We start from the raw sequence: 20222 nt of genomic DNA, 5'->3' as shown, positions 1-20222 counted from the left end.
TGTATCATGCGATGGCGATCGACTTTTTCTCGTCGTAGACCGAGCCGTCATCGTCATGCCAGGTAAAGGCAAACTCCCCTGCCTCCGGCACGGTCGCCTCGAACTGGAAATACGGATTGGTCGAGATTGCCGGTTCCATTTTAACGTCAATCACAAGCTGCCCGTTGAACTCGCAGGTGAAGCGGTTGATGATCGAACGCGGAATGACGTTGCCTTCCTTGTCCTTCCGCTGACCACTTTCCATCTTATGGCTGATCAGAGTCTTGATTGTCACTGCTTCGCCCGCAGCCGCGCTTTTCGGGACCTTGACGCGGGGTTTAACACCAGATGCCATTGTGAATTCTCCTGTTTATCGGATGGACGGCAATCAACCGCCGCACCCCCCGATGGTCACTTTCACGGTCGCGCTGGCCTTGGCGAAAGAGCCGTCGGCCAGTTTGGCGATTGCAACAACATCCTGCGTTTCCGCCAGGCGGATGCGCGTAGATGCCGCTTGCGACCCGGCCAATGGCCCAAAGTTGAAGGTCGCGACACCCGGTGTCGGGTTGCCGGTAGCCAGAACCATGATCGCCGATGCGCCCGGCGCCGACACCTCGATCGGAACGGTATTGCCATTCTCTGCGATTTCCGGTGCGGTCAGGGTTACTCCGGCATCCGCAAGTTCGGCGCCTCCGGTGAATTCCGCAATCAAATCCTCGGCCGCCGCATTTGCGCGGAAGGGCAGGACCGAAAGGGCCGCTGCGCCTAGGGCAAGGCCCAAGGTGTCACGACGTGTGAATTCCATCGTTATTCTCCTTTGCATGCTGAAAGACACAGGCGACGCGCCTCACTCTTCCTTCAGGGTCGCCAGGAATGCGACCACATCCTCGATATCCTGCGCGGCCAAGATAGGCGGCAGCGGCCCTTCTGGCGCATTGCCCGTGTAGGCGTCACCGGGCCGAACGAAGCCATCCGTTTTATAGAAGGCAGGCATGACCGTTCCTTCGAAGGTCATCTTCGCATTTGAGACGAGACCGCGAAGCTCGGCTTCGGTCCAGCGATCCCCTGCGCCGTCAAGCGACGGGCCAACTTCACCTTGGAAAGGCACGTCGGACAGGGCCGAAACCTGATGGCAGGCAACGCAATTTCCCATGGATTTTTCGCCTACTACCATCGCACCGTTGGACGCGTCGCCGGGCTTTCCGGTCAACGAAGCCTCGACAGCGCCATCCTCCGTGAAAGCAACGTCGTTGGGGCCGGTTTCTGCAAGCGCGGCGCCTGCAACCACAATTGCGGCCAATGTCAGTGAAGCAGTTTTCATGTGTCCTCCCCTTGGCTGCCGCGCAGGGCGCGGCGAAACTCGCTTTGCATACCGTAGGCCACCGAACAGATGGAACGCAACAACAAATTCATGTTTGTGAATTTTTTGTTTTATTTCACGCCTCAGCCGTGAATTCGATTGAAAATTCTGTACAGAGTTCTTTCAGCCCGCGCGTCTCAGCGTGTATCACCATCGTTTCGTTCACGAATCATGCGGGCGTGATAGCGCTGGAAATCTTCCTCGGACTGATCCAGATAGCGCTCCTCGGCAACCCAGGTCAAAAGATCCAGCGTGGTTCCCGGAGAAAACGCCCCGGGCATAACGGCAACCGCCTGTTCCGCTGCCGAGCGTTCGGCGTCCATCTCGACTGGCAAAAAGATCATTGTGGGCGTGAACAAAACACCCCATCGGCGGGTTGCCTGTTTTTCCGACAAAACCTGACCATCGACATCGACGATTTCGGTATCTCCATGCAGGTTGATCTGCACCGGGAAATAGGTGTCCTCCAACATCGCCATCACCCGCGGGTCGGGGAAAGTGTTGTCGTGCATATCCTTGCAATACAGACACCCGCGCTGCTCGACCAGCAGCAGCAAGCGCTTTCCTTCGGATTGGGCCTCGGCAAAATCCTCGCTCAGGTCCTTGAATGTATCCCGCATCCAGTCTGCCTTATGCAGACCGTCATCACCCAGTTCAGCACTCAACACGGGTACAGCAAGCAGGGCGGCAAAAAACACGGCAACCAGTCTTGTCATTTCTCTCTCCTATTAAGTCAACCTATGCTGGCAAATCCTGGAACCCACCGGATCATTGCATCGGCGATCAAGTTGACCCCGCCGGTTGCAATCAACACAGCAAACAGGATCAGCATCGCGCCCATGGCCCTTTCGACCCAGGCAAACGCGGCTCGGTGACGCTGCACCCATGCCAGAAACGGTTTGGCGAACAACGCGGCGATTACAAATGGCGCCGTCATGCCCGCTCCGTAGACGAACAACAAAAGCGCGCCGCGCCAAATATCCCCCATCCCCGAGGCAATCATCAGGATCGATGCCAGTGCTGGCCCCACGCAGGGCGTCCAGCCGAACCCAAAGGCCAGCCCCATCAGATAAGCCCCGAACACGGTGGACGCCTCGGCCGAGCTTTCCAGCCTGGCCTCGCGATAGAGAAAGGGAACTCGGATTATTCCTAGAAAATGCAGGCCGAATACCAGTAGAACCGCCGCTGCAATATAAGACAGCGCGTCGATGTGCTGCCCAAACAGCTTGCCCAGCGCAGTGGCCCCCATCCCCAGCAGCATGAATATAGTCGTCACGCCAAGGGCAAACATCAGAGCAGAAACAAGCAGCCTCTTCTGCGCGCCAGAGGCAATCCTGCCATCGCCGCGCAACTCTGCAATGCTCAATCCACCAAGATAGGACAGGTAAAACGGGACCATTGGCAGAATGCAGGGCGTAAAAAAGCTGAGCAATCCTGCGGTCAATGCTCCGACCAGAGAAATTTCAAGCATTGCACCATCCAAGCAATTGGCAGGCCAAACGGCAGGTTGCAAAATTCATACATTCAAATTATATTATGGGAAAGATCAGGTCAACAACTGCACATGCTGATACGCCGCCTCTTGCTTTCGATTGCTTTTGCTCTGCTGTGGGTCCTTCCCGCAGCGGCCGCTGAGTTGGTGATGGTCGAACAGAAAGGGTGTAGTTGGTGCGCCCGTTGGGACGCCGAAATCGCGCCGATCTATCCAAAAACGCACGAGGGCAAGTTTGCTCCATTGCGCCGTATCGACATCCGCACCGTGACTGATGAGTTGCAGATCAATCGCCCCGTGTCCTTTACCCCCACCTTTTTGTTGGTCGACCAAGGCCGCGAATTGGCGCGGCTCGAAGGATACCCTGGTGAAGATTTCTTCTGGCCGCTGCTTGAACGGTTGCTGGTCGAGTACACGGAGTTCCGAATCGCATCCCTGGCAGGTGGGTGAGCCCGAACGGTCGCGCATTTGCAACAATATTGGACTTGTAGCTGGAAATGTCTGGACAAGAAGAGTAACGGATTTGACCACTGGACCGAGGCGGAGGGGAGCCGCTCGAAGCGTCCACTGGGAATGTAGGGAACTCGAAAGATGGCGCTGCCAAAGTTTTCAAGCGATATGGCCGAAGACGAACTCGACAAGATGGTCGATAATGCGACCAAGGCGTCGAATTTTCTAAAGGCAATCAGCCACGAGGGGCGGCTGATGATCCTGTGCCATCTGGTGTCCGGCGAGAAATCTGTCACGGAACTGGAAGAGTTGCTCGCGGCCCGTCAGGCAGCAGTCTCTCAGCAATTGTCGCGCTTGAGGCTTGAAGGGCTGGTTGTACCGCGCCGCGATGGCAAGGCAATCTATTACCGTCTTGCTGACGACCGCCCCCGGCGCATGCTGGAAACGGTTTATGACCTTTTTTGCAAAGACACTGACTGAAAAACTCGGTTTCTGCCAGCGCACCCAGCTTTTGTGACCGCTTGCGGTGGCCGGGCTATTTCTGCATGCTCCAAGTCAATTCCACATGCGATCAAGGGGAGATGGTCCATGTTCGAGTTACTGACCGACCATCAAATCGTCACCGCTATCGGTTTCGGCGGCGGCATTCTGTTGGGTCTGGCCGCCCGATTGGGGCGGTTTTGCACACTGGGCGCCATTGAAGACCTGCTTTATGGCGGCTCTGACCTGCGACTGCGGATGTGGGCACTGGCCATCGGCAGCGCCGTGATGGGAAGTTTTGCTCTGGCCGCACTCGGTCTTTTTGACCCTGGCAACAGCTACTACCTGTCTATCCGTTGGAATCCTTTGGCGTCCATTGTCGGCGGGCTGATGTTCGGATACGGCATGGCGCTGTCCGGCAATTGCGGTTACGGCGCGATTGCGCGGTTGGGCGGGGGTGACTTGCGCGCCTTTGTTATCGTGCTGGTCATGGGGGTATTTACCTATGTCACACTTAGCGGCCCACTGGCCCCGATCCGAAACTTCCTGTTCCCTCAAATCCCGGTGTCTGGTGAAACCCTGCCTGGCCTTGCCCATCACGCAGCCAACGCGACTGGTCTGCCGTCAAATACCATCGGTCTAGCGATGGGTGCAGCGATTTGCATCGCCGCCCTGTGGGCGCCGTCGCTGCGGCAAAACCCGAAATCCATCTTTTGGTCTTTGATTGTGGCGCTTGCCATTGTGTCCGGCTGGGCCGGAACTTTCTGGGTTACTCAGCACGGGTTCGAGGCACTTCCCGTCGTTTCACACAGTTTCTCGGCCCCTCTTGGGGAAACAATTCTCTTCGCCATGACCGGCAGTTTGCGCCCCCTCTCCTTTGCTGTGGGATCGGTGGCGGGTGTCTGGACCGGTGCGTTGATTGGATCGATGATCCGGGGCCATTTCAGGTGGGAAGCCTGTGAAGATCCGCGTGAGTTGCGCAGGCAAATTCTCGGTGCCGCAATCATGGGGATCGGAGCGGTGCTGGCAATCGGCTGTACCGTCGGTCAAGGCATGTCCGCGTTCAGCGTGCTGTCACTCAGCGCACCGGTCACGTTTGCCGCGATCTTCGCAGGGGCAGCGCTTGGACTGCGGCAGTTGATCGAAGGTTTCCGGATCGCCTGACAGCCAGTCAGTTGCCATTGGCGCAAGCAAAAAAACTGTCTTTCATCTGGTTCAGAATAGCGGAATACATCCCCACGCCGGGTTCAAGCTTTGTTCCCAACGGGTCGAGGATATACACACTCACCTCAGCTTCCTCGGCCACGGCATCCACCAACCGTGTGTCAAATTGGGGCTCGGAAAATACGCAAGTCACGGAATTTCCTTGCACATGTTCCCGAACTTCCGCCAGGTGCGCGGGGCCGGGAGAACCGGCGTCTCCGAGGGTGATCGATCCGGTGTGGTTGAGCGAGAACCGTTGTTCGAAATACTGATAAGCATCGTGATACGTCACAAATGGGCGATCCTGCATCGGGGCAAGATGCAAGGAAATATCCGTCTCCAATTGTATCAACCGTTTTTTGGCCACCGCCGAGTTACGCTGATATGTCTCCGCGTTTTCCGGATCGGCCTCGGCCAACGCTCTGGCGATGTGGTCCACCCAAACCTGCGCATTACGCGGATCCAGCCAGGCATGGGGGTCTATCCCTTCGTGACCATGCCCGTCATCTTCTTCGTGCGCCTCGCGAAGCTCGTGCAGGATGGTTCCATCCATTTCCAGCAATTCCAGTTGCTCCGCATCACCTGCCAGTGCCGCCAATGGTTTCTCCATCCAGGGCGTCAGGCTCTCTCCGATCCAGATCACCAGATCTGCCGACTGCAGCACACGCGCCTCTGACGGGCGCAGCGCATAGGCATGAGGCGATACTCCGGGGCGGATGATCAGTTTTGGCTCTCCTACGCCTTCCATAACCTGCGCAACCAAAGAATGAACCGGTGCTATGTCCGTTGCGACGACCGGCACTTCAGCCGCTACGGAACCGGCATAGAAGGGCAACGTCACCAGGATCGGGAATCTAAACATGGCGCCTCAGTTGATATGTTATTACATTCAGGTCAGCTTGATAGTTCCGACGTTATAACATATCAACCACTAAAATGACGGAGAGCCCCTTGACCGCCATAGGATTTCACAACCACGATCACGGCACCTGCATTGCGACCGCGTTGCATGAAGCGGAAGCGAAATGCCGGCAACAAAAATTACAACTGACCCCCGTCAGGCGTCGCGTACTGGAAATCCTGCTGGAAAAGCACCGTGCGATGGGGGCTTATGACATCCTCGAAATCCTCGCGTCTGAGAGGTTGGGTTCGCAACCGCCAGTCGCGTATCGGGCACTGGATTTCCTTGTGCAAAACGGCTTCGTCCACCGAATCGAACAGTTGAACGCCTACACCGCCTGTGCCCACCCCACCCATGCCCACGTCCCGGCCTTTCTGATCTGCCGAGAATGCAAGGCTGTAGCCGAAGCTGAAACGGAACTGAAACAAGGCCGGTTGGGTACCGCTGCGGACAAGACCGGGTTTGTCATCGAACGTGTCGTTGTCGAAGCCGAGGGTCTTTGCCCCACTTGCGCAACAGGTGTGGCATGAGCCCTCCGGTCATTGCCGCCGAGGGCGTCAGGATCGAGTTGGAGGGCCGCACGATCCTTGACAATATCGACGTCGCAATTTCGGCGGGTGAAATCGTCACCATCGTGGGACCAAACGGGTCGGGCAAATCCACCTTTCTGAGGGCCTTGATTGGCGCGGTACCCCTGGCGCAAGGACACATTGTCCGGGCACCTGGGCTGCGCATCGGATATGTACCCCAAAAACTTGCGTTGGATGCGGCCCTGCCGATGACCGTAGAGCGCTTCCTGAGCCTGCCCCGGCGCATCGCGTCCACGATAGCTTTGGATGCGCTTGAACGAGCCGGAGTTTCGGACATCCGACACCGCCAGATGGCAGATCTTTCCGGCGGCCAGTTCCAGCGTGTTCTTTTGGCGCGCGCCCTGCTGGAAAGGCCGCAACTGTTGCTGTTGGATGAAGCAACACAAAGCCTGGATCAACCCGGTTCCGCCGCGTTCTATGAGCAGATCGAGCAGGTTCGGCACGATTTGGGATGCGCGATTTTGATGGTCAGTCATGATCTCCATGTCGTCATGGCCGCATCAGACCGCGTTCTGTGCTTGAATGGCCATATCTGCTGCGAAGGTTCTCCGCGGATGGTTGCCGACGCGCCGGAATACCGCGCGCTTTTCGGAAGTGGCACCAAGGGAACCATGGCACTTTATCGGCACGAGCACAGCCACTCGCATGATCACGACCACCCGCACTCGCATGATGAGACGCACTGATGCTCGATGATTTCATGGTTCGCGCAACTCTCGCCGGATTGGGCGTCGCAGTCGCGACCGCCCCCTTGGGCTGTTTCGTTGTCTGGCGCCGGATGGCCTATTTTGGAGAAGCAACGGCCCATGCCGCGATCCTGGGCGTGGCGCTTGCGCTCAGCTTTTCTTTACCACTTTTACCCTCAGTGATCGCGGCGGCGCTTGCAATGGGCCTTGCAATTACTGCTTTCCGCGGCCGCGGATACGCGATGGACACGTTGCTGGGAGTTATGGCCCATACCGCGCTGGCAGCGGGAATGGTAGCGGTGACCTTGCTTTCGGATGTCCGCCTGGACCTTAGCGCGTTCCTGTTCGGCGACATTCTCGCCGTAACCCGCGCCGACCTCGCCGCTATATGGGGCGGGGCAATACTGATCGTCGGAGGAACCGCATGGCGCTGGTCTGCTCTGCTGGTGTCCACGCTAAACCCGGACCTCGCCCGCGCTTCGGGTGTGAATCCAAGGCGTGAGGAGCTGTGGCTGACGCTTTCCCTCGCCCTGACGGTTGCTGTTGCAATAAAGGTCGTTGGGGTCTTGTTGATCGCCGCTTTGCTTGTCATCCCGGCAGCGGGTGCACGGCCCTTGGTCAGAACGCCAGAGGCCATGGCCATGACCGCAGCTCTCCTCGGCGGTATGGCTGCCGTGGGTGGGCTAGGCGCAGCTTATCTTGGTGATGCTCCGGCGGGGCCTAGTATTGTTTGTGCTGCGGCGCTTTTGTTCATTTTGACAGCTTTGTTTGCGCCGTTGTTTCGACAGAAGTGACGGCAGCGCGACAAAGCTGGATTTGTTGTACAAGAGGTGCTACGGGATCGGCAAACAGAAGAAACGGAGAGCAGCATGATCCGCGCGATTTTGGTTGGCATTGCCCTTATTTCATTGGCCGCTTGCGAGACCGCCAAGGGGGCGGGGCGTGATGTACAGAAGGCCGGGGACGCGATCGAGGATGTGGCCGAGGATATTCAGAAGAAATTCTGACCCCGGCTCCGGGCAACCGGACGGCCTGTTGCCCTGACGCCTCATCCAACAAAATATGGTCACCAAAACCGCATGGCCCGCAATATGTGGTTGTACCATTCCCACAAACCGGGTAGCCATGGCATCATAGGTGCATGGACGCGGTAATGCATCAGCAGACGCTGACGACGGGGATTGACTGCTCATGCAGTTGATCCCCGTTTCTTTTCAATGGGTTACGAGTGGTGGCCTGTATGATCCCGACCTGAAAAAGGAAAAGGCGTCAGGTGCTCAGACGCGGTCTTCGCATGCATCCAGACGGATACCCCTGACGCCTTAGTGGCCTGGCTTCCTCCGAAAAGTACACCTGACCGTTTGCCCCGATCCCGAAGGACCGGTGCCGCCGCATGAGACCCGAGGGACCCCACACGACCCGCACAACCCTTATGAAAAACCGATCCTTCGCCATGAGCCCGAAGACCCCTCGCGACCGACCTGTTCCCGGTAAGCCTTTGCGATGAAACGCAAATCCTGAGACCTGCCTTCCGTCAACTCCGACCCCCTTGGCCTGTGCGTCCCGCTCCGGTTCCTAAGAACCCTTGCGATGGACCAACTGTTGCACCGGCCCTGCCGCCAGACAAGAAAATAGCACTGCAGCATGAAAATTAGACGGGGATAACGTGTTGATATCCACTTGTACGAATATGTGGACAACCTGAAAACCGGTGCTGCCACGCGCGGTTAAAACCGGAAAAACCGGCGCACCTTTTCTGCGCCTGAAAATCGCGTCTTTCTGCAGGTGCAAAGGCGATCGTACGCCGCGGCAGGGCCGAATTTACCGAAATGTCCCAGTTTCAGACCCCCGATTGTCCGAATCGTACAAAGGAGATTCGCCCATGCTCATCCCGATTTCCCGCGCCCGCGCCGAGCTGAGCCAGCTTGTGACCTGCGCCCAGGACCCGCGCGAGGTGATCATCCTGACCCGGCGCGGGCGGGCGCTGGCGGCGCTGGTTTCGATCCCCGAGGCAGAGCACATCTGGGACCTGTCGGACAACGAACAGATCGGCTGGCGGCACCCGCTGAGCGGGCTGCGCGGCTGGTGGTCACGCGGCAGGGGCATTCCGGGGATGGAGCCGGGGCCGGACGGCACCTATGTCACCGCGCGCGAGGCGGCGCTGCGGGTGCGCGAGGTGCAGATGACCCGCGCCGAGGAACGGCGCATCCTGCAGCGCGGCGGGCTGGACCCGGTGGAGGGCGGAGAGGTGATGCAGCGCGACCAGATCCGATGGTGGCGCCGATTGATGGGACGCGCGGCGGGGTGACGCCGCACGCCCCCCTTGATGCCGGTGTCAGTTGAGGCCCAGCATCTCTTTGGCCTGGGCCAGCGTCTCGACCGAGGCGCTGTGATCGCCCGCGTCATGCAGTTGCTGCCCCTCGTCGCGCCATGCCTCGACCTGTACGATCTGCTCGTCGGTCAGGTCGGTGCCCGCGTCCAGCGCGGCGTTGATGGCGGCAATGTCGGTGGGGCATTGCCCGGCAAGGGCGGGCATGGCCAGCAGGCAGAAGGCGGCGGCGATTGTCAGATGTTTCATCAGGGTATCCTCCCACAAAGGTGTCGGAATGATACCACTTTTCCGGCGGGCGGTTCTGCCGACTTTGGTCGGAGGGTTTGGGATCGGCGGTGGTTGGCTTATGGGGGTAAGGCCCGTCCTGGAAACGGCCCAGTGGACCGTTGCAGGGCCGAACGGGCGCAGCGTCATTAGTGATCCGGTAGCGTAGGGCAGGCTTCAGCCCGCCAATATGTGCCGCCGATGCATCGGATTGGCGCCTGTTGCCCGGGTTGGATGGCGGGCTGAAGCCCGCCCTACGGAGATAAATGCAACGGGTGTGGTCGGAACCGAGGGCCGCGACCGGGCGAAGCCCCGGGGCGCAAACGCGCCGCCCGTTTTGCCCCAGGCAATCCTTCGGTTTGTTTCGCCAAAGGCGAACCTTCGGTTCGACGGGCGTGTCATGCCAGAGGCATGCTTTCAACATGACGCGGCCCGGCGGTGCCGCCGGGCGGGTGGGTTGTTAACTTTTGGATGTTCTCGATTTAGAGGTACTAGAGAATAAAACTAAGTATCGTTTTGCTCGAGCGCCTCGAACCCTTCAGCCGTTACATAGTAGATACCTGACCCAAACGAGCGTTCTTCAATAAGACCGTACTCTTCTAGTTTTTGTATAGCGCTTCTCGCTTCTGCATCTTCTCTTCCCGATCCATTAGTTTTCAATACAAACTCGCCAGCAGAAATTTCCGCGCCCCCCAAAAAATTCCGGACATAAAGAATGCCGTCTTTTGCTACCGCGCCTTTTAGCATATCAAGTGCAATCTGGGGAAAACTGACTTTTTTCAAACCAGATTTTTGTTCTTCCTGAATCGCATCAAAGCGCGCCAACTCCTCTTTCACATAGGAGTTTTCACCTATCGTTATTCTGAGTTGCCGCTGCAACTTCCGGCGCAGATCATCATCGTCAGAAAATGGTTGGTACAAACCCTTTGGCTGACACCATTCCTTAAATTCTTTCAGCAATTTGAATTGCTCTCCATCAAGCATTTCAGGAGCGACAGGGCGCTCTGAAAAATACAGTAGAGCCGGCTTTCCCGCTGAATGATGGCGCTTTATTTCTTCTACTGAACCAGACACCTCGTTTCCTGTCGGAGAACCAATCTTGGTCCAAAATATCCCAACCAAAATATCACAGCGATCAACCAAACGTTCATTGATTTGATCTTGAGGAGCCATTCCCAACTCGGGCGAAGAGTGTGTTTCCCAGCCAATAGGTAGCAAAACCAAGCTACTACGAAACGAATCCGTGTAGTTTATCTCGTAAATAACGTCGCGGACGATATCACGTTCTTTAGCCACATCCCCTGGAGACGCAATAAGTATCGGAAGGACTTTGGCATTGTACATTTTCGGAAGCCTCAATTGGAAAAACTTGGTCGCGATAAAGCTAATAATAGTTAAAAATAACCTAATGAGTTGCTCGTACTAGGTTCCAAACCATGGTGTCCTGATGAGCATCAATGCGGAGATGATCAGCCTTAGCTGTCCATCTTCAACGCTGAAATAAACGCCTCCTGCGGAATATCAACCTTCCCGAACTGACGCATCTTCTTTTTACCCGCCTTCTGCTTGTCCAGCAGTTTGCGTTTCCGGGTGGCGTCGCCTCCGTAGCATTTGGCGGTCACGTCCTTGCGCAGGGCGGACAGGGTCTCGCGCGCGATGACCTTGCCTCCGATGGCGGCCTGGATCGGGATCTTGAACATGTGGCGCGGGATCAGGTCCTTGAGCTTTTCGCACATCGCGCGGCCCCGCATCTCGGCCCGGTCGCGGTGAACCATGGTCGACAGCGCATCGACCGGTTCGTCATTCACAAGGATCGACATCTTGACCAGGTTGTCCTGACGGTAGCCGGTGAGCTGGTAGTCGAAGCTGGCATAGCCCTTGGTCACCGATTTCAGGCGGTCGTAGAAGTCAAAGACGACCTCGTTCAGGGGCAGGTCATAGACGACCATGGCGCGCTGGCCCGCATAGGTCAGGTCCATCTGGATGCCGCGGCGGTCCTGGCAGAGTTTCAGCACGTCGCCGAGGAATTCGTCGGGCACAAGGATGGTGGCCTTGATGCGCGGTTCCTCAAGGTGGTCGACCTTGGACAGGTCGGGCATGTCGGCGGGGTTGTGCAGTTCGATCTTTTCGCCGTCCTTCATGAAGACGTGATAGATCACCGACGGCGCGGTGGTGATCAGTTCGATATCGTATTCGCGTTCGATGCGGTCGCGGATCACCTCGAGGTGGAGAAGGCCCAGAAAGCCGCAGCGGAAGCCGAAGCCCAGCGCGGCGGAGGTTTCCATCTCGAAGCTGAAGGAGGCGTCGTTCAGCGCCAGCTTGTCGATCGCGTCGCGCAGGTCTTCGAATTCGGCCGAGTCCACCGGGAAGAGGCCGCAGAACACCACCGGCTGCGCCGGTTTGAAGCCGGGCAGCGCCTTATCGGTGCCGTTGCGGTCATTGGTGATGGTGTCGCCGACACGGGTATCGCGGACCTGCTTGATCGAGGCGGTGAGAAAGCCGATTTCGCCGGGGCCAAGCTGGTCGACCACCTGCATGGCGGGGCGGAAGACGCCGATGCGGTCGACATGGTGCAGGGTGCCGTTCGACATGAACTTGACCCGCATGCCCTTTTTCAGCACGCCGTCCATGATGCGGACCAGAACGATGACGCCGAGATAGCTGTCGTACCAAGAATCCACCAGCATCGCCTTGAGCGGCGCATCAAGCGTGCCCTTGGGCGCGGGCAGATGCGCGACGATGGCCTCCAGCGTTTCGTGGATGCCCTGCCCGGTCTTGGCGCTGACCCGGATGGCGCCGGATGCGTCTATGCCGATCACGTCCTCGATCTGTTCGGCCACGCGGTCGCAATCGGAGGCAGGCAGGTCGATCTTGTTGAGCACCGGCACGATTTCATGATCGGCGTCGATGGCCTGATACACGTTCGCCAGCGTCTGCGCCTCGACCCCTTGGGTGCTGTCCACAACCAGCAGGGAGCCTTCGACCGCGCGCATGGAGCGACTGACCTCGTAGGCGAAGTCGACATGGCCGGGCGTGTCGATCAGGTTCAGCACATAGGCCTCGCCATTGTCGGCGGTATAGTCGATGCGGACGGTGTTGGCCTTGATGGTAATGCCCCGCTCGCGCTCGATATCCATGGCGTCGAGCAGTTGTTCCTTCATGTCACGATCCTGCACCGTCCCGGTCTCTTGAATGAGCCGGTCGGCAAGGGTGGATTTGCCATGGTCGATATGCGCGACGATGGAGAAATTGCGGATATGAGCGAGGTCTGTCATGGTCCGCGTATTAGCGGGTTTTTTAAGGCGGTCAAGGTGGAGAACGACGGCGCACCGACCCTGAGCAACGAAACGATTGATACTTGGCTGCTGAGCGCCGATGAAATCAAGCTGCGCGATGTTCTGAGGCGCAATGCCCTCCGGTCGGTGCCTGCGGCGGCTGCGGTTGCGTCGCACCTGTCGGGCGACAACAAGGTGCAGCGTCTGAATGATTTTCTTTGCTCATACCTGCGCCTTCTGGTCAGCGTGGTGGGGTATGAGGGCAAGGATTTGCCAAAGACGTTGGGGCGTCGTGGCGAAGAATTCGACCGCGCCTTTAGAGAAGAGGTCGGCGCGTTTGATTTTCGGTTCGGCGCGATTGGCGAGGCCGTTTTGGCGCTGAGCGGCGAGCGCGCGCCGGAGCCTTGCTGTCGTGCTTCGATCAGCAGATTGAACAACTACTTTCGCGGCGCGGCCAATGCCGATGGTGATCTTCGCAATCTGGCCACAGAATACCTGCATCACGCGCTCAACGACGATTTCAACGCAAACAATCCTTTCCTTCTCCAACTGTGGTTGCTGGAAAGCCCTCATGCGTCCAAACGCGCAGCATTTTTCTTCGACATTGTCGCACGTGAAATCGGGACCGACTGGTTTCAGAACTGGTACGCCGGTTTCCTTGATGGCAAACCCCTCGACTGGGACTTGCAGCGCCGTGTTGCGCTGATCGACGATGCCGTTTGGGAGGCCGGTCCCGAAGCTGTCGCTGGCGAAATCGAACAAATTCAGGCGCGGTGGGACGTCGAGAAAGCCTTATCGGACATGAAAGACAGCCTGACGGTTCGAACGTCTGCGCGCCACGGTATCGGAGGCAACAACCCTCCTGAGAGCATCGAAGATGAACGTTTGTCCGGCGCGATAACCTTGATCTGGGAAGCCACCGAAGAACTCTCGACGGCTTTGGAAGAGGAAAGCCCTGCTCGTGAGCGGATTGAAGCAATTCTTGCTAAGTTTAAATCTGGGTTGGCAAGCTTTCTCAAATGGTGCGCAGGCAAAGGCGATCTTGCGGTCGATACTTTGATCAAGTGGGGTATTCCGGCGACCGGAGCGGGGTATGCTGCAACGTATCCGGAAAAAATCGAAGCGTTAATCAAGGCGATTGAAAGGTGGCTCCCCTTCCTGTCCTGACCGGTGCCGGGCTGAAGCCCGGCCTATGGGGGATGGTGGGAATGTATCGTTTCCGGATCGAGTAATCACTTTTTCGCAACGTATGATTGATCCACGCGACCGTTTAATTCATACTTTGCCCACGGCCGAGAGGGGCACAGATTCCTCCGGGCAGGCAAAACGAGAGCAGAGTCATGAAACATCTCTTTACCATCGCATTCGGCGCAGCCTTGCTGGCATCGGCGATTCCGACCGCCTCTGCGGCGCGCGGCGACATCCAGCGGGCCTGCATGGCCTCGGGCAGTCAGGCGGCAACGCGTCAGCGGTGCAACTGTATTCAGGGCGTGGCCAACGACACCTTGTCACGCGGCGACCAGCGCACCGTGGCCAAGTGGTTCACCGACCCGCATCAGGCGCAGGAAGTGAAGATGTCGAAAACCGCCGAGGACGACACACTGTGGGAGCGGTATGAGGTCTTTGGGCAGTTGGCGCAGGCCGCCTGCCGCTAAGGTTTGATCCCAGCGTTGACGGGTTTGCCCGGCCACCCCAGTGCGGTGTGCCGGGTTTGAGTGCTTGACCTGACGCCGGGGGGCTTTCAGAAATGGCGCAGCGGAAAGGGACGGTTGAATGGTGATCAAGGGTGTGACCCTGCGGGGGCTGGAAGTGTTCGCGGCGCTGGCGCGCACCGGCTCGGTGGCGCAGGCGGCCGAGGTCACCGGGCTCAGCCAGCCATCGGTCAGCCAGCAGCTGCGCAATCTGGAACAGGCGCTTGGCGTCGATCTGGTCGATCACACGCGGCGGCCGATGCGGCTGACGCAGGCGGGGCGCGGTTTCCAGACCCGCGCCGAGGCGGTGCTGTCGGAACTGCAACAGGCCCAGAGCGAGCTGATGGTGATGGATCTGGGCCACCTGAGCATGCTGTCGATCGGGCTGATCGACGATTTCGACAATGACCTGACGCCGCGGCTGGCGACGTTGCTGGCCGACAGCCTGACCCGCAGCAAGTTCAAGCTGGTCACCCTGCCCAGCCTCGAAATCTTCGAGGCGCTGGCCTCGCAGCGGCTGCATCTGGCGGTCTCGGCCCATAGCGGCGAGATGCTGGAAGGGGTGGTGGAATATCCGCTGGTCAACGACCCCTTCATTCTGGTGGCGCCCAAAGGGGCGGTTCCCGAGGGCGGCGATGTGGCCGGGGCGCTGGCGGACCTGCCGTTTCTGCGCTATGCGCGCGAGCAGCTGATCAGCCGCCAGATCGAGGCGCAACTGGCGCGGCACAAGCTGGAATTCGAGGAGCGGTTCGAGATCGGCTCGCATCTGGCGCTGATGGCGATGGTGGGGCGGCGGCTGGGCTGGGCGCTGACGACACCGCTGGGATATATGCGCGCCGAACGGTTCCACGACGATATCGACGTGTTTCCGGTGCCGTTCGGGGATTTCTCGCGCCGGATTTCCCTGTACACCCGGTCGGACTGGTCCGATCAGGTGCCGCGCGACGTGGCCGAGATGATGCGCCGCCTGATGCAGGCGCATATGATCGATCCGGCGGTGGCGCGGCTGCCGTGGCTGAACGACCGGCTGACGATCATTCCGGGTTAGGTGTTCAGGCCTGGGGGCGGCCAGCCCAGTACTATCTGACCTGCCCAGCCAGACCCCGCCGGACGAGCCGATCGGCACCGTGATCGCCGATGGCGCCTGCGACACGCGCCGCTGTAACAATGCCATCATCGAGCGCGATGCCGTTCCAATCTTTCCGATCCGCAAGAACAGGGGCTTGTGGAAAGAAGGGTGCTGTCAGACTGATTCCAACCAGTTTCAACAAGGGCCGTGACGCTGCCCCTTGCCGCGAGAGCGGGTTAGTCCGTGAGCCCAAACTGTACCTTGGAGATTTTCGCTGCGCGCGCTCGCAGCATAGGTTTTATCACATGTGCATCATCGTTGGCGCGGCACTGCGGCATGAAGACGGACCATTCATTCCGGGCGCAGCAAGCGTTTGTCCGGCAATGAGCAAGACACAGACAAAGCGTGCTTTAGCAACGGCTCTGGTGCTCTTTATCCTGACTTGAGCCAGGGAGATTCAAATCCTCTGTTTTACTCCACTGAATCAAGGCTTGTATCGTGCGTACTCGAAGTCCATATACATTAGGCTTACGTTTTTCTTTTTCGACCTGCTGTCTCCTCAATTCGGCGTTCAGTCTTTCGATTCAGACCGACCACGCCGAGTCGCCGCAATCATGCGGGCGGCAAGTATTAGGAGACTACCACCATGGCAAATGGCACAGTAAAATGGTTCAACTCGACCAAAGGTTTTGGCTTCATCGAGCCTGAAGACGGTAAGCGCGATGTATTCGTGCATGTCTCGGCACTTGAACGTTCCGGCATCAGCGAATTGAAGGATGGCCAGAAGGTGACCTTCGACGTTGAAGCGGGCCGCGACGGACGCGACAGCGCCGCCAATCTGGCACTGGCTTGATCTTTTTCGGGCACCCTTTTGGGGGTGCCCGTTTGCACAATGGACTACTAAAAGCCGTTGGAGAACACGTAAGTTGCAACCAAAAGACTGGACGCGGGTACTCGCGCAATATCGTGTGGCCGATGCGAAGCGCAGTGTTTTTGAACTTTCGGTCACTGTTGTCCCATTATTTGCGCTATGGGCTATAGCGTGGTTTGCGTTATCTTTTAGTGTCTGGGTCGCAATATTACTGTCCATCCTGAATGCCGCGTTTCTGGTCCGTATCTTCATCATTATGCATGATTGTGGTCATGGATCTTTCTTTAGAAACCGAACCGTTTGCAATTGGACAGGCCGGGTTCTGGGTATTCTTGCCCTGACACCCTACGACGTTTGGCGACAAAGCCACGCGATTCACCACGCCTCAACGGGTAACCTTGATCGACGTGGCATGGGTGACATCCCTACATTGACTGTTGAGGAATACCTGAAGCGGAAATGGTTCGGGCGTGCCGCTTATCGTCTGACCCGGAATCCCATTTTCCTTTTGGGTATTGTGCCGATCTATACGTTCTTTCTTCAAAACCGCTTACCTCTTGGTTTCATGCGGTCGGGCTGGCTGTATTGGGCAAGTGCGATGGGAACAAACGCCGCGATTGCAGGGTTATTGCCTCTGGTTATTTGGGCCGGAGGCTTTGACGTGTTGGCGTATGTTTATCTGCCAACCATGATTGTCGCATCATCGATTGGTATTTGGCTATTCTATATTCAACACCAGTTTGAACACACGACCTGGGAGCGGGAAGAAGTGTGGAATCTTCAGAACGCCGCATTCTATGGAAGTTCTCACTATGCCCTGCCAGGCATCCTGCGATGGTTCTCTGCCAATATTGGTGTGCACCATGTTCACCACCTTGCCAGCCGCATACCGTTTTATCGGCTAAACGAGGTTTTGCGTGACCATTCCGAGTTGGAAAACTGCCAGCGTATTACTCTGAATGAGAGCTTTCACTGCGCGCGATTGCATCTTTGGGATGAAGAAAGTCAGCGCCTGCTGACGTTTTCCGAGGCTTTGTCGAACGCCAATCCCAACAAAAATTTAGTGTAGCCTGGCGCGCACCAAGTAGGCTTCGACAGTGTCTCCTCCGAGGGCGCGAATGGCCTCTAGTCGGTGAAGGCCTTCAATCAGTACGAACCTTTTGTTGTCCGCGCGTATCTGAATCGGGGTTTTCTGGCCGTTCTTCAGGATATCTTCGGCCAGCGACAGGACTTTTTGCTGATCAAGTGTTTTTGCACGTTTCACAGGTACATAGATCAGGTCGAGCGGGTATGATTTTTTCTTCAGCATAAGCTATGCGTGCAACCTTTCGTGCATTTGGAGCGGTCAGGAACTCTCTTCGTATTTAGGTGCTTGATTTTTCGTCATAGAATAGAACGCACGGCGTCGCGCAGTTCCTGATGCATGATCCAAGTGGCTGGTTTATCGTCATTTTCGACGTGAGAAAATGCCAGGACTTGAGCAGCGCCATCATTCTGAGCAGACCCGCCTTCGGGAAGTTCGAGTTCCAGATATTCTGCGATCAAAAACCCGATTTTCTTGAAGACCTTGACGGACGCCTCGCGCGATTTGTAACCGGCCGCCTGAGACAAGTGACCAATGGTCAGACCTTCCTTGCCTGCTATTGTCAGTGCTTTGAGCATTGTAACCTGTGCAGGGGTCAGCCTGATCTGGCGCAATGCCTCGGCATATTCTCTTTCACTGGGAACGAAGGTGCCAGAGTTTCCCTCCAAACGGCGTTGACCGCTTCGTTTTCTGTCTCGCTCTTTGAGAGTGTTTTTTAGTGCTTCAATGGCCAATGCGGGTGTTTCACCAACTGCGTCGGCGATCATTGCCTGCGTTTTAGCAGGCGGCTTGGGGAATGCGCGCGCAACGCTGTTACCGCTCAGCATTCCTGCCTTAATCAAGTACTTTCCGAACTCTTCTTCAATCACTCCCGATACGTCAGCGTTCCGCGTCTTACGAACATTGCGGTCCTGAAATGCTCTTTGTTCCAGACCACGAGCTGACATCTTTGAGCCCGGAAGTGTTACTTGAGGGGCATTTTTACGCATCAGAGAAACACCACTACAATTATCGCCGCAACAAACACCGCTGACGCAATAGATATCTTAATCCCGTGGGACCGGCGACGAGCCTTTTCGGCTTTGAGGCTTTTACCCAGATTTTCATCAATCGAGTTATGGTTCACGGCTTCGTCCTTCCGGATATGTCAGGAGGTATTGATTTCCACCGACCTATTGTCTCGGCACATTTTCGGTGCACTTGTCGTTCTGTCGTGTGAACGACCGATTGCATTCCCATCCGTCACCTCTTCGATTCAAGTGAGCGTTTGAAGGGACAAGGATCGCAACGCACCTGTCCCGGTTTGCGCGAAAACCGCGTTCGCATTTCCATCCGGAAAAAGTTCCAGATGCTAGATATGCATGCTTTGGAATAGCCACAGGCTCACAGCCGCTCTCTGCTGCCCTGTAACCTCTGAGGCATACCCAACCATCCGCGCTGTTTTTGTCAGTCAGACGGCCGTTGCTTGGGACATTAATTGCAACACATTCCTGGTCCTCCTTACGAAATCCCCAGTTGCAGTGTATTTCCTGTGCGCCAAACCGGGTTTCGACGTACCCATTTTGAGGCGCAATCAGTTCTTCACATTCTTCTCCGACTCGGCGGAAGAGCCGATTGCACTCCCATCGATCTCCGGTTGATGCAAGATAGGCATTCTCAGGAACATTGATTTCCTCGCAAAACTCCCCGACATGCTGGAAACCATGATTGCATTCCCAGCCACTGCCATAGGAACTGCCCGTCAGATATGCGTTTTCTGGTACGTCTGTTCTTTGACACGATCCATTCTTGTTTTCGAAACCTTCGTCACAAACCGATCCGTCGGCATTGCCTGTGGCTTGGGCAGGAAGCTGCGTTCCTGTGAACAACAACAAGAATGCCGGGATTAAACAAAGAACGCCGTGCGAAAACACGATGAATGACTGATTGAAACGGAGCCTGAGACCTGATCTATCGGGCATCAAGCACGCTATTTATTAGCCATGTGCTGTTCATACAGCGCCTTCTTTCATGAGTCACGCGATGACTGGGGCTTGTCAGGTGACAGTTGCGAATGCTTGCGAGGAACGAGCTCATAGCGAAGACCCCAGCCAAACCCGTTCCTATGCTGGGGCACATGCTACAATTGGTCTGAAGGCCATTGGATCATCGAAGCCGGCAGCATCGCGGCTACGAGTAATTTTCACCAATACACTCTTGTGGTTCTTAGCCAGCATAGAGTCAAGGAAGTTGGCCCAGTCGCTGTGCTGGCACCGCCAAGACAGATAGTTTTTGAGACTGCCAGTAGCCAAGTTGCGTCGTGAAACACCGAAATATTCTGTCCAGCGTCAATCTGCCGTTGTGGTGATTTAGGGTCGGACCAGCAGGGAACGGCAACTTAAGTCTGAGCAGCCCTATCTGACGGGTCCAATGTTATTGTTAGTGCATGATCGGCCTGTGTTCCATCGGGATGATGGTCTCGGGCGCTGGTGGGTGATAGCCCAGTGCACTGTGTG

At 57.0% G+C, this 20222-nt stretch carries 24 protein-coding genes and 1 pseudogene; 14 read left to right on the top strand and 11 right to left on the bottom strand.

Annotation, left to right across the window (positions count from 1 at the left end):
• Positions 1 to 4: 4 nt before the first annotated feature.
• The 5 genes from soxZ to ACR0LZ_RS07120 form a co-directional block, all read right to left on the bottom strand.
• A complete protein-coding gene (gene soxZ, locus ACR0LZ_RS07140) occupies positions 5 to 334 on the bottom strand; it encodes a thiosulfate oxidation carrier complex protein SoxZ (protein ID WP_480749099.1) in 330 nt (109 codons plus the stop codon).
• A gap of 33 nt (positions 335 to 367) precedes the next feature.
• Positions 368 to 784 carry a thiosulfate oxidation carrier protein SoxY gene (gene soxY, locus ACR0LZ_RS07135; RefSeq protein ID WP_480749098.1) on the bottom strand — a complete coding sequence of 139 codons (417 nt, stop codon included), beginning with the start codon at positions 782 to 784 and terminating at the stop codon, positions 368 to 370.
• A gap of 42 nt (positions 785 to 826) precedes the next feature.
• Positions 827 to 1300 (bottom strand): sulfur oxidation c-type cytochrome SoxX, encoded by a 474-nt coding sequence (soxX, locus tag ACR0LZ_RS07130; protein ID WP_480749097.1) that lies wholly within the window; start codon positions 1298 to 1300, stop codon positions 827 to 829.
• Between the two features lie 176 nt (positions 1301 to 1476).
• Positions 1477 to 2055, bottom strand: a complete 579-nt coding sequence (locus ACR0LZ_RS07125; protein WP_480749096.1) for a thioredoxin family protein — start codon at positions 2053 to 2055, stop codon at positions 1477 to 1479.
• Between the two features lie 17 nt (positions 2056 to 2072).
• Positions 2073 to 2810: a cytochrome c biogenesis CcdA family protein gene (locus ACR0LZ_RS07120; protein WP_480749095.1), complete on the bottom strand. Its 738-nt coding sequence runs from the start codon at positions 2808 to 2810 to the stop codon at positions 2073 to 2075.
• 93 nt (positions 2811 to 2903) lie between these two features.
• On the opposite strand from ACR0LZ_RS07120, the gene ACR0LZ_RS07115 reads away from it, so the two are divergent.
• The 3 genes from ACR0LZ_RS07115 (at position 2904) to ACR0LZ_RS07105 (ending at position 4925) form a co-directional block, all read left to right on the top strand.
• Positions 2904 to 3281, top strand: coding sequence for a hypothetical protein (locus ACR0LZ_RS07115; protein ID WP_480749094.1), 378 nt, complete (start codon positions 2904 to 2906; stop codon positions 3279 to 3281).
• Positions 3282 to 3422: 141 nt separating this feature from the next.
• The gene (locus ACR0LZ_RS07110; protein WP_480749093.1) at positions 3423 to 3761 is read left to right on the top strand and encodes an ArsR/SmtB family transcription factor; all 339 of its coding nucleotides are present in this window, start codon (positions 3423 to 3425) and stop codon (positions 3759 to 3761) included.
• Positions 3762 to 3869: 108 nt separating this feature from the next.
• Positions 3870 to 4925, top strand: a complete 1056-nt coding sequence (locus ACR0LZ_RS07105; RefSeq protein ID WP_480749092.1) for a YeeE/YedE family protein — start codon at positions 3870 to 3872, stop codon at positions 4923 to 4925.
• Positions 4926 to 4932: 7 nt separating this feature from the next.
• Here ACR0LZ_RS07105 and ACR0LZ_RS07100 read toward each other — a convergent pair whose 3' ends face one another.
• The gene (locus ACR0LZ_RS07100; RefSeq protein WP_480749091.1) at positions 4933 to 5826 is read right to left on the bottom strand and encodes a zinc ABC transporter substrate-binding protein; all 894 of its coding nucleotides are present in this window, start codon (positions 5824 to 5826) and stop codon (positions 4933 to 4935) included.
• A gap of 89 nt (positions 5827 to 5915) precedes the next feature.
• On the opposite strand from ACR0LZ_RS07100, the gene ACR0LZ_RS07095 reads away from it, so the two are divergent.
• The 5 genes from ACR0LZ_RS07095 (at position 5916) to ACR0LZ_RS07075 (ending at position 9449) form a co-directional block, all read left to right on the top strand.
• Positions 5916 to 6395 (top strand): Fur family transcriptional regulator, encoded by a 480-nt coding sequence (locus ACR0LZ_RS07095; RefSeq protein WP_480749090.1) that lies wholly within the window; start codon positions 5916 to 5918, stop codon positions 6393 to 6395.
• Positions 6392 to 7141, top strand: coding sequence for an ATP-binding cassette domain-containing protein (locus ACR0LZ_RS07090; protein ID WP_480749089.1), 750 nt, complete (start codon positions 6392 to 6394; stop codon positions 7139 to 7141). The genes ACR0LZ_RS07095 and ACR0LZ_RS07090 overlap by 4 nt, the downstream gene beginning before the upstream one ends.
• A complete protein-coding gene (locus ACR0LZ_RS07085) occupies positions 7141 to 7935 on the top strand; it encodes a metal ABC transporter permease (protein ID WP_480749088.1) in 795 nt (264 codons plus the stop codon). The genes ACR0LZ_RS07090 and ACR0LZ_RS07085 overlap by 1 nt, the downstream gene beginning before the upstream one ends.
• A 75-nt stretch (positions 7936 to 8010) precedes the next feature.
• Positions 8011 to 8148 carry an entericidin A/B family lipoprotein gene (locus ACR0LZ_RS07080; protein ID WP_480749087.1) on the top strand — a complete coding sequence of 46 codons (138 nt, stop codon included), beginning with the start codon at positions 8011 to 8013 and terminating at the stop codon, positions 8146 to 8148.
• A gap of 875 nt (positions 8149 to 9023) precedes the next feature.
• Positions 9024 to 9449 (top strand): type II toxin-antitoxin system prevent-host-death family antitoxin, encoded by a 426-nt coding sequence (locus ACR0LZ_RS07075; RefSeq protein WP_480749086.1) that lies wholly within the window; start codon positions 9024 to 9026, stop codon positions 9447 to 9449.
• Between the two features lie 27 nt (positions 9450 to 9476).
• On the opposite strand, the gene ACR0LZ_RS07070 is transcribed toward ACR0LZ_RS07075, so the two are convergent.
• From ACR0LZ_RS07070 to lepA, 3 genes are all read right to left on the bottom strand, one after another.
• The gene (locus ACR0LZ_RS07070) at positions 9477 to 9719 is read right to left on the bottom strand and encodes a hypothetical protein (protein ID WP_480749085.1); all 243 of its coding nucleotides are present in this window, start codon (positions 9717 to 9719) and stop codon (positions 9477 to 9479) included.
• Positions 9720 to 10241: 522 nt separating this feature from the next.
• Complete coding sequence (locus tag ACR0LZ_RS07065) at positions 10242 to 11081, bottom strand: hypothetical protein (protein ID WP_480749084.1); 840 nt, start codon at positions 11079 to 11081, stop codon at positions 10242 to 10244.
• Between the two features lie 131 nt (positions 11082 to 11212).
• On the bottom strand, positions 11213 to 13012 hold the full coding sequence (gene lepA / locus ACR0LZ_RS07060; RefSeq protein ID WP_480749083.1) for a translation elongation factor 4: 1800 nt from the start codon (positions 13010 to 13012) through the stop codon (positions 11213 to 11215).
• Here lepA and ACR0LZ_RS07055 point away from each other — a divergent pair.
• The 6 genes and pseudogenes from ACR0LZ_RS07055 (at position 12995) to ACR0LZ_RS07030 (ending at position 17712) form a co-directional block, all read left to right on the top strand.
• A complete protein-coding gene (locus tag ACR0LZ_RS07055; RefSeq protein ID WP_480749082.1) occupies positions 12995 to 14179 on the top strand; it encodes a hypothetical protein in 1185 nt (394 codons plus the stop codon). The genes lepA and ACR0LZ_RS07055 overlap by 18 nt on opposite strands.
• 173 nt (positions 14180 to 14352) lie before the next feature.
• The gene (locus tag ACR0LZ_RS07050; protein WP_480749081.1) at positions 14353 to 14667 is read left to right on the top strand and encodes a hypothetical protein; all 315 of its coding nucleotides are present in this window, start codon (positions 14353 to 14355) and stop codon (positions 14665 to 14667) included.
• Between the two features lie 118 nt (positions 14668 to 14785).
• Complete coding sequence (locus ACR0LZ_RS07045; RefSeq protein WP_480749080.1) at positions 14786 to 15751, top strand: LysR family transcriptional regulator; 966 nt, start codon at positions 14786 to 14788, stop codon at positions 15749 to 15751.
• Positions 15752 to 15773: 22 nt separating this feature from the next.
• Positions 15774 to 15944: pseudogene (locus ACR0LZ_RS07040) on the top strand (IS5/IS1182 family transposase); the annotation flags it as partial.
• A gap of 474 nt (positions 15945 to 16418) precedes the next feature.
• Entirely contained in the window at positions 16419 to 16625 is a 207-nt protein-coding gene (locus ACR0LZ_RS07035; RefSeq protein WP_480749079.1) for a cold-shock protein, read from the top strand.
• 73 nt (positions 16626 to 16698) lie between these two features.
• Positions 16699 to 17712 (top strand): fatty acid desaturase, encoded by a 1014-nt coding sequence (locus tag ACR0LZ_RS07030; protein ID WP_480749078.1) that lies wholly within the window; start codon positions 16699 to 16701, stop codon positions 17710 to 17712.
• Here the strand turns inward: ACR0LZ_RS07030 and ACR0LZ_RS07025 are convergent.
• Together ACR0LZ_RS07025 and ACR0LZ_RS07020 are read right to left on the bottom strand one after the other, a co-directional pair.
• Positions 17704 to 17952 carry a ParB N-terminal domain-containing protein gene (locus ACR0LZ_RS07025; protein ID WP_480749077.1) on the bottom strand — a complete coding sequence of 83 codons (249 nt, stop codon included), beginning with the start codon at positions 17950 to 17952 and terminating at the stop codon, positions 17704 to 17706. The two genes, ACR0LZ_RS07030 and ACR0LZ_RS07025, sit on opposite strands and share 9 nt — an antisense overlap.
• Positions 17953 to 18026: 74 nt before the next feature.
• Positions 18027 to 18716, bottom strand: coding sequence for a hypothetical protein (locus ACR0LZ_RS07020; RefSeq protein ID WP_480749076.1), 690 nt, complete (start codon positions 18714 to 18716; stop codon positions 18027 to 18029).
• Between the last annotated feature and the right edge of the window lie 1506 nt (positions 18717 to 20222).

This window comes from Ruegeria sp. CI1, assembly GCF_056536925.1.
Note: the sequence above shows the minus strand (reverse complement) of the source record. Positions and strands in the feature narration are given on the sequence as shown.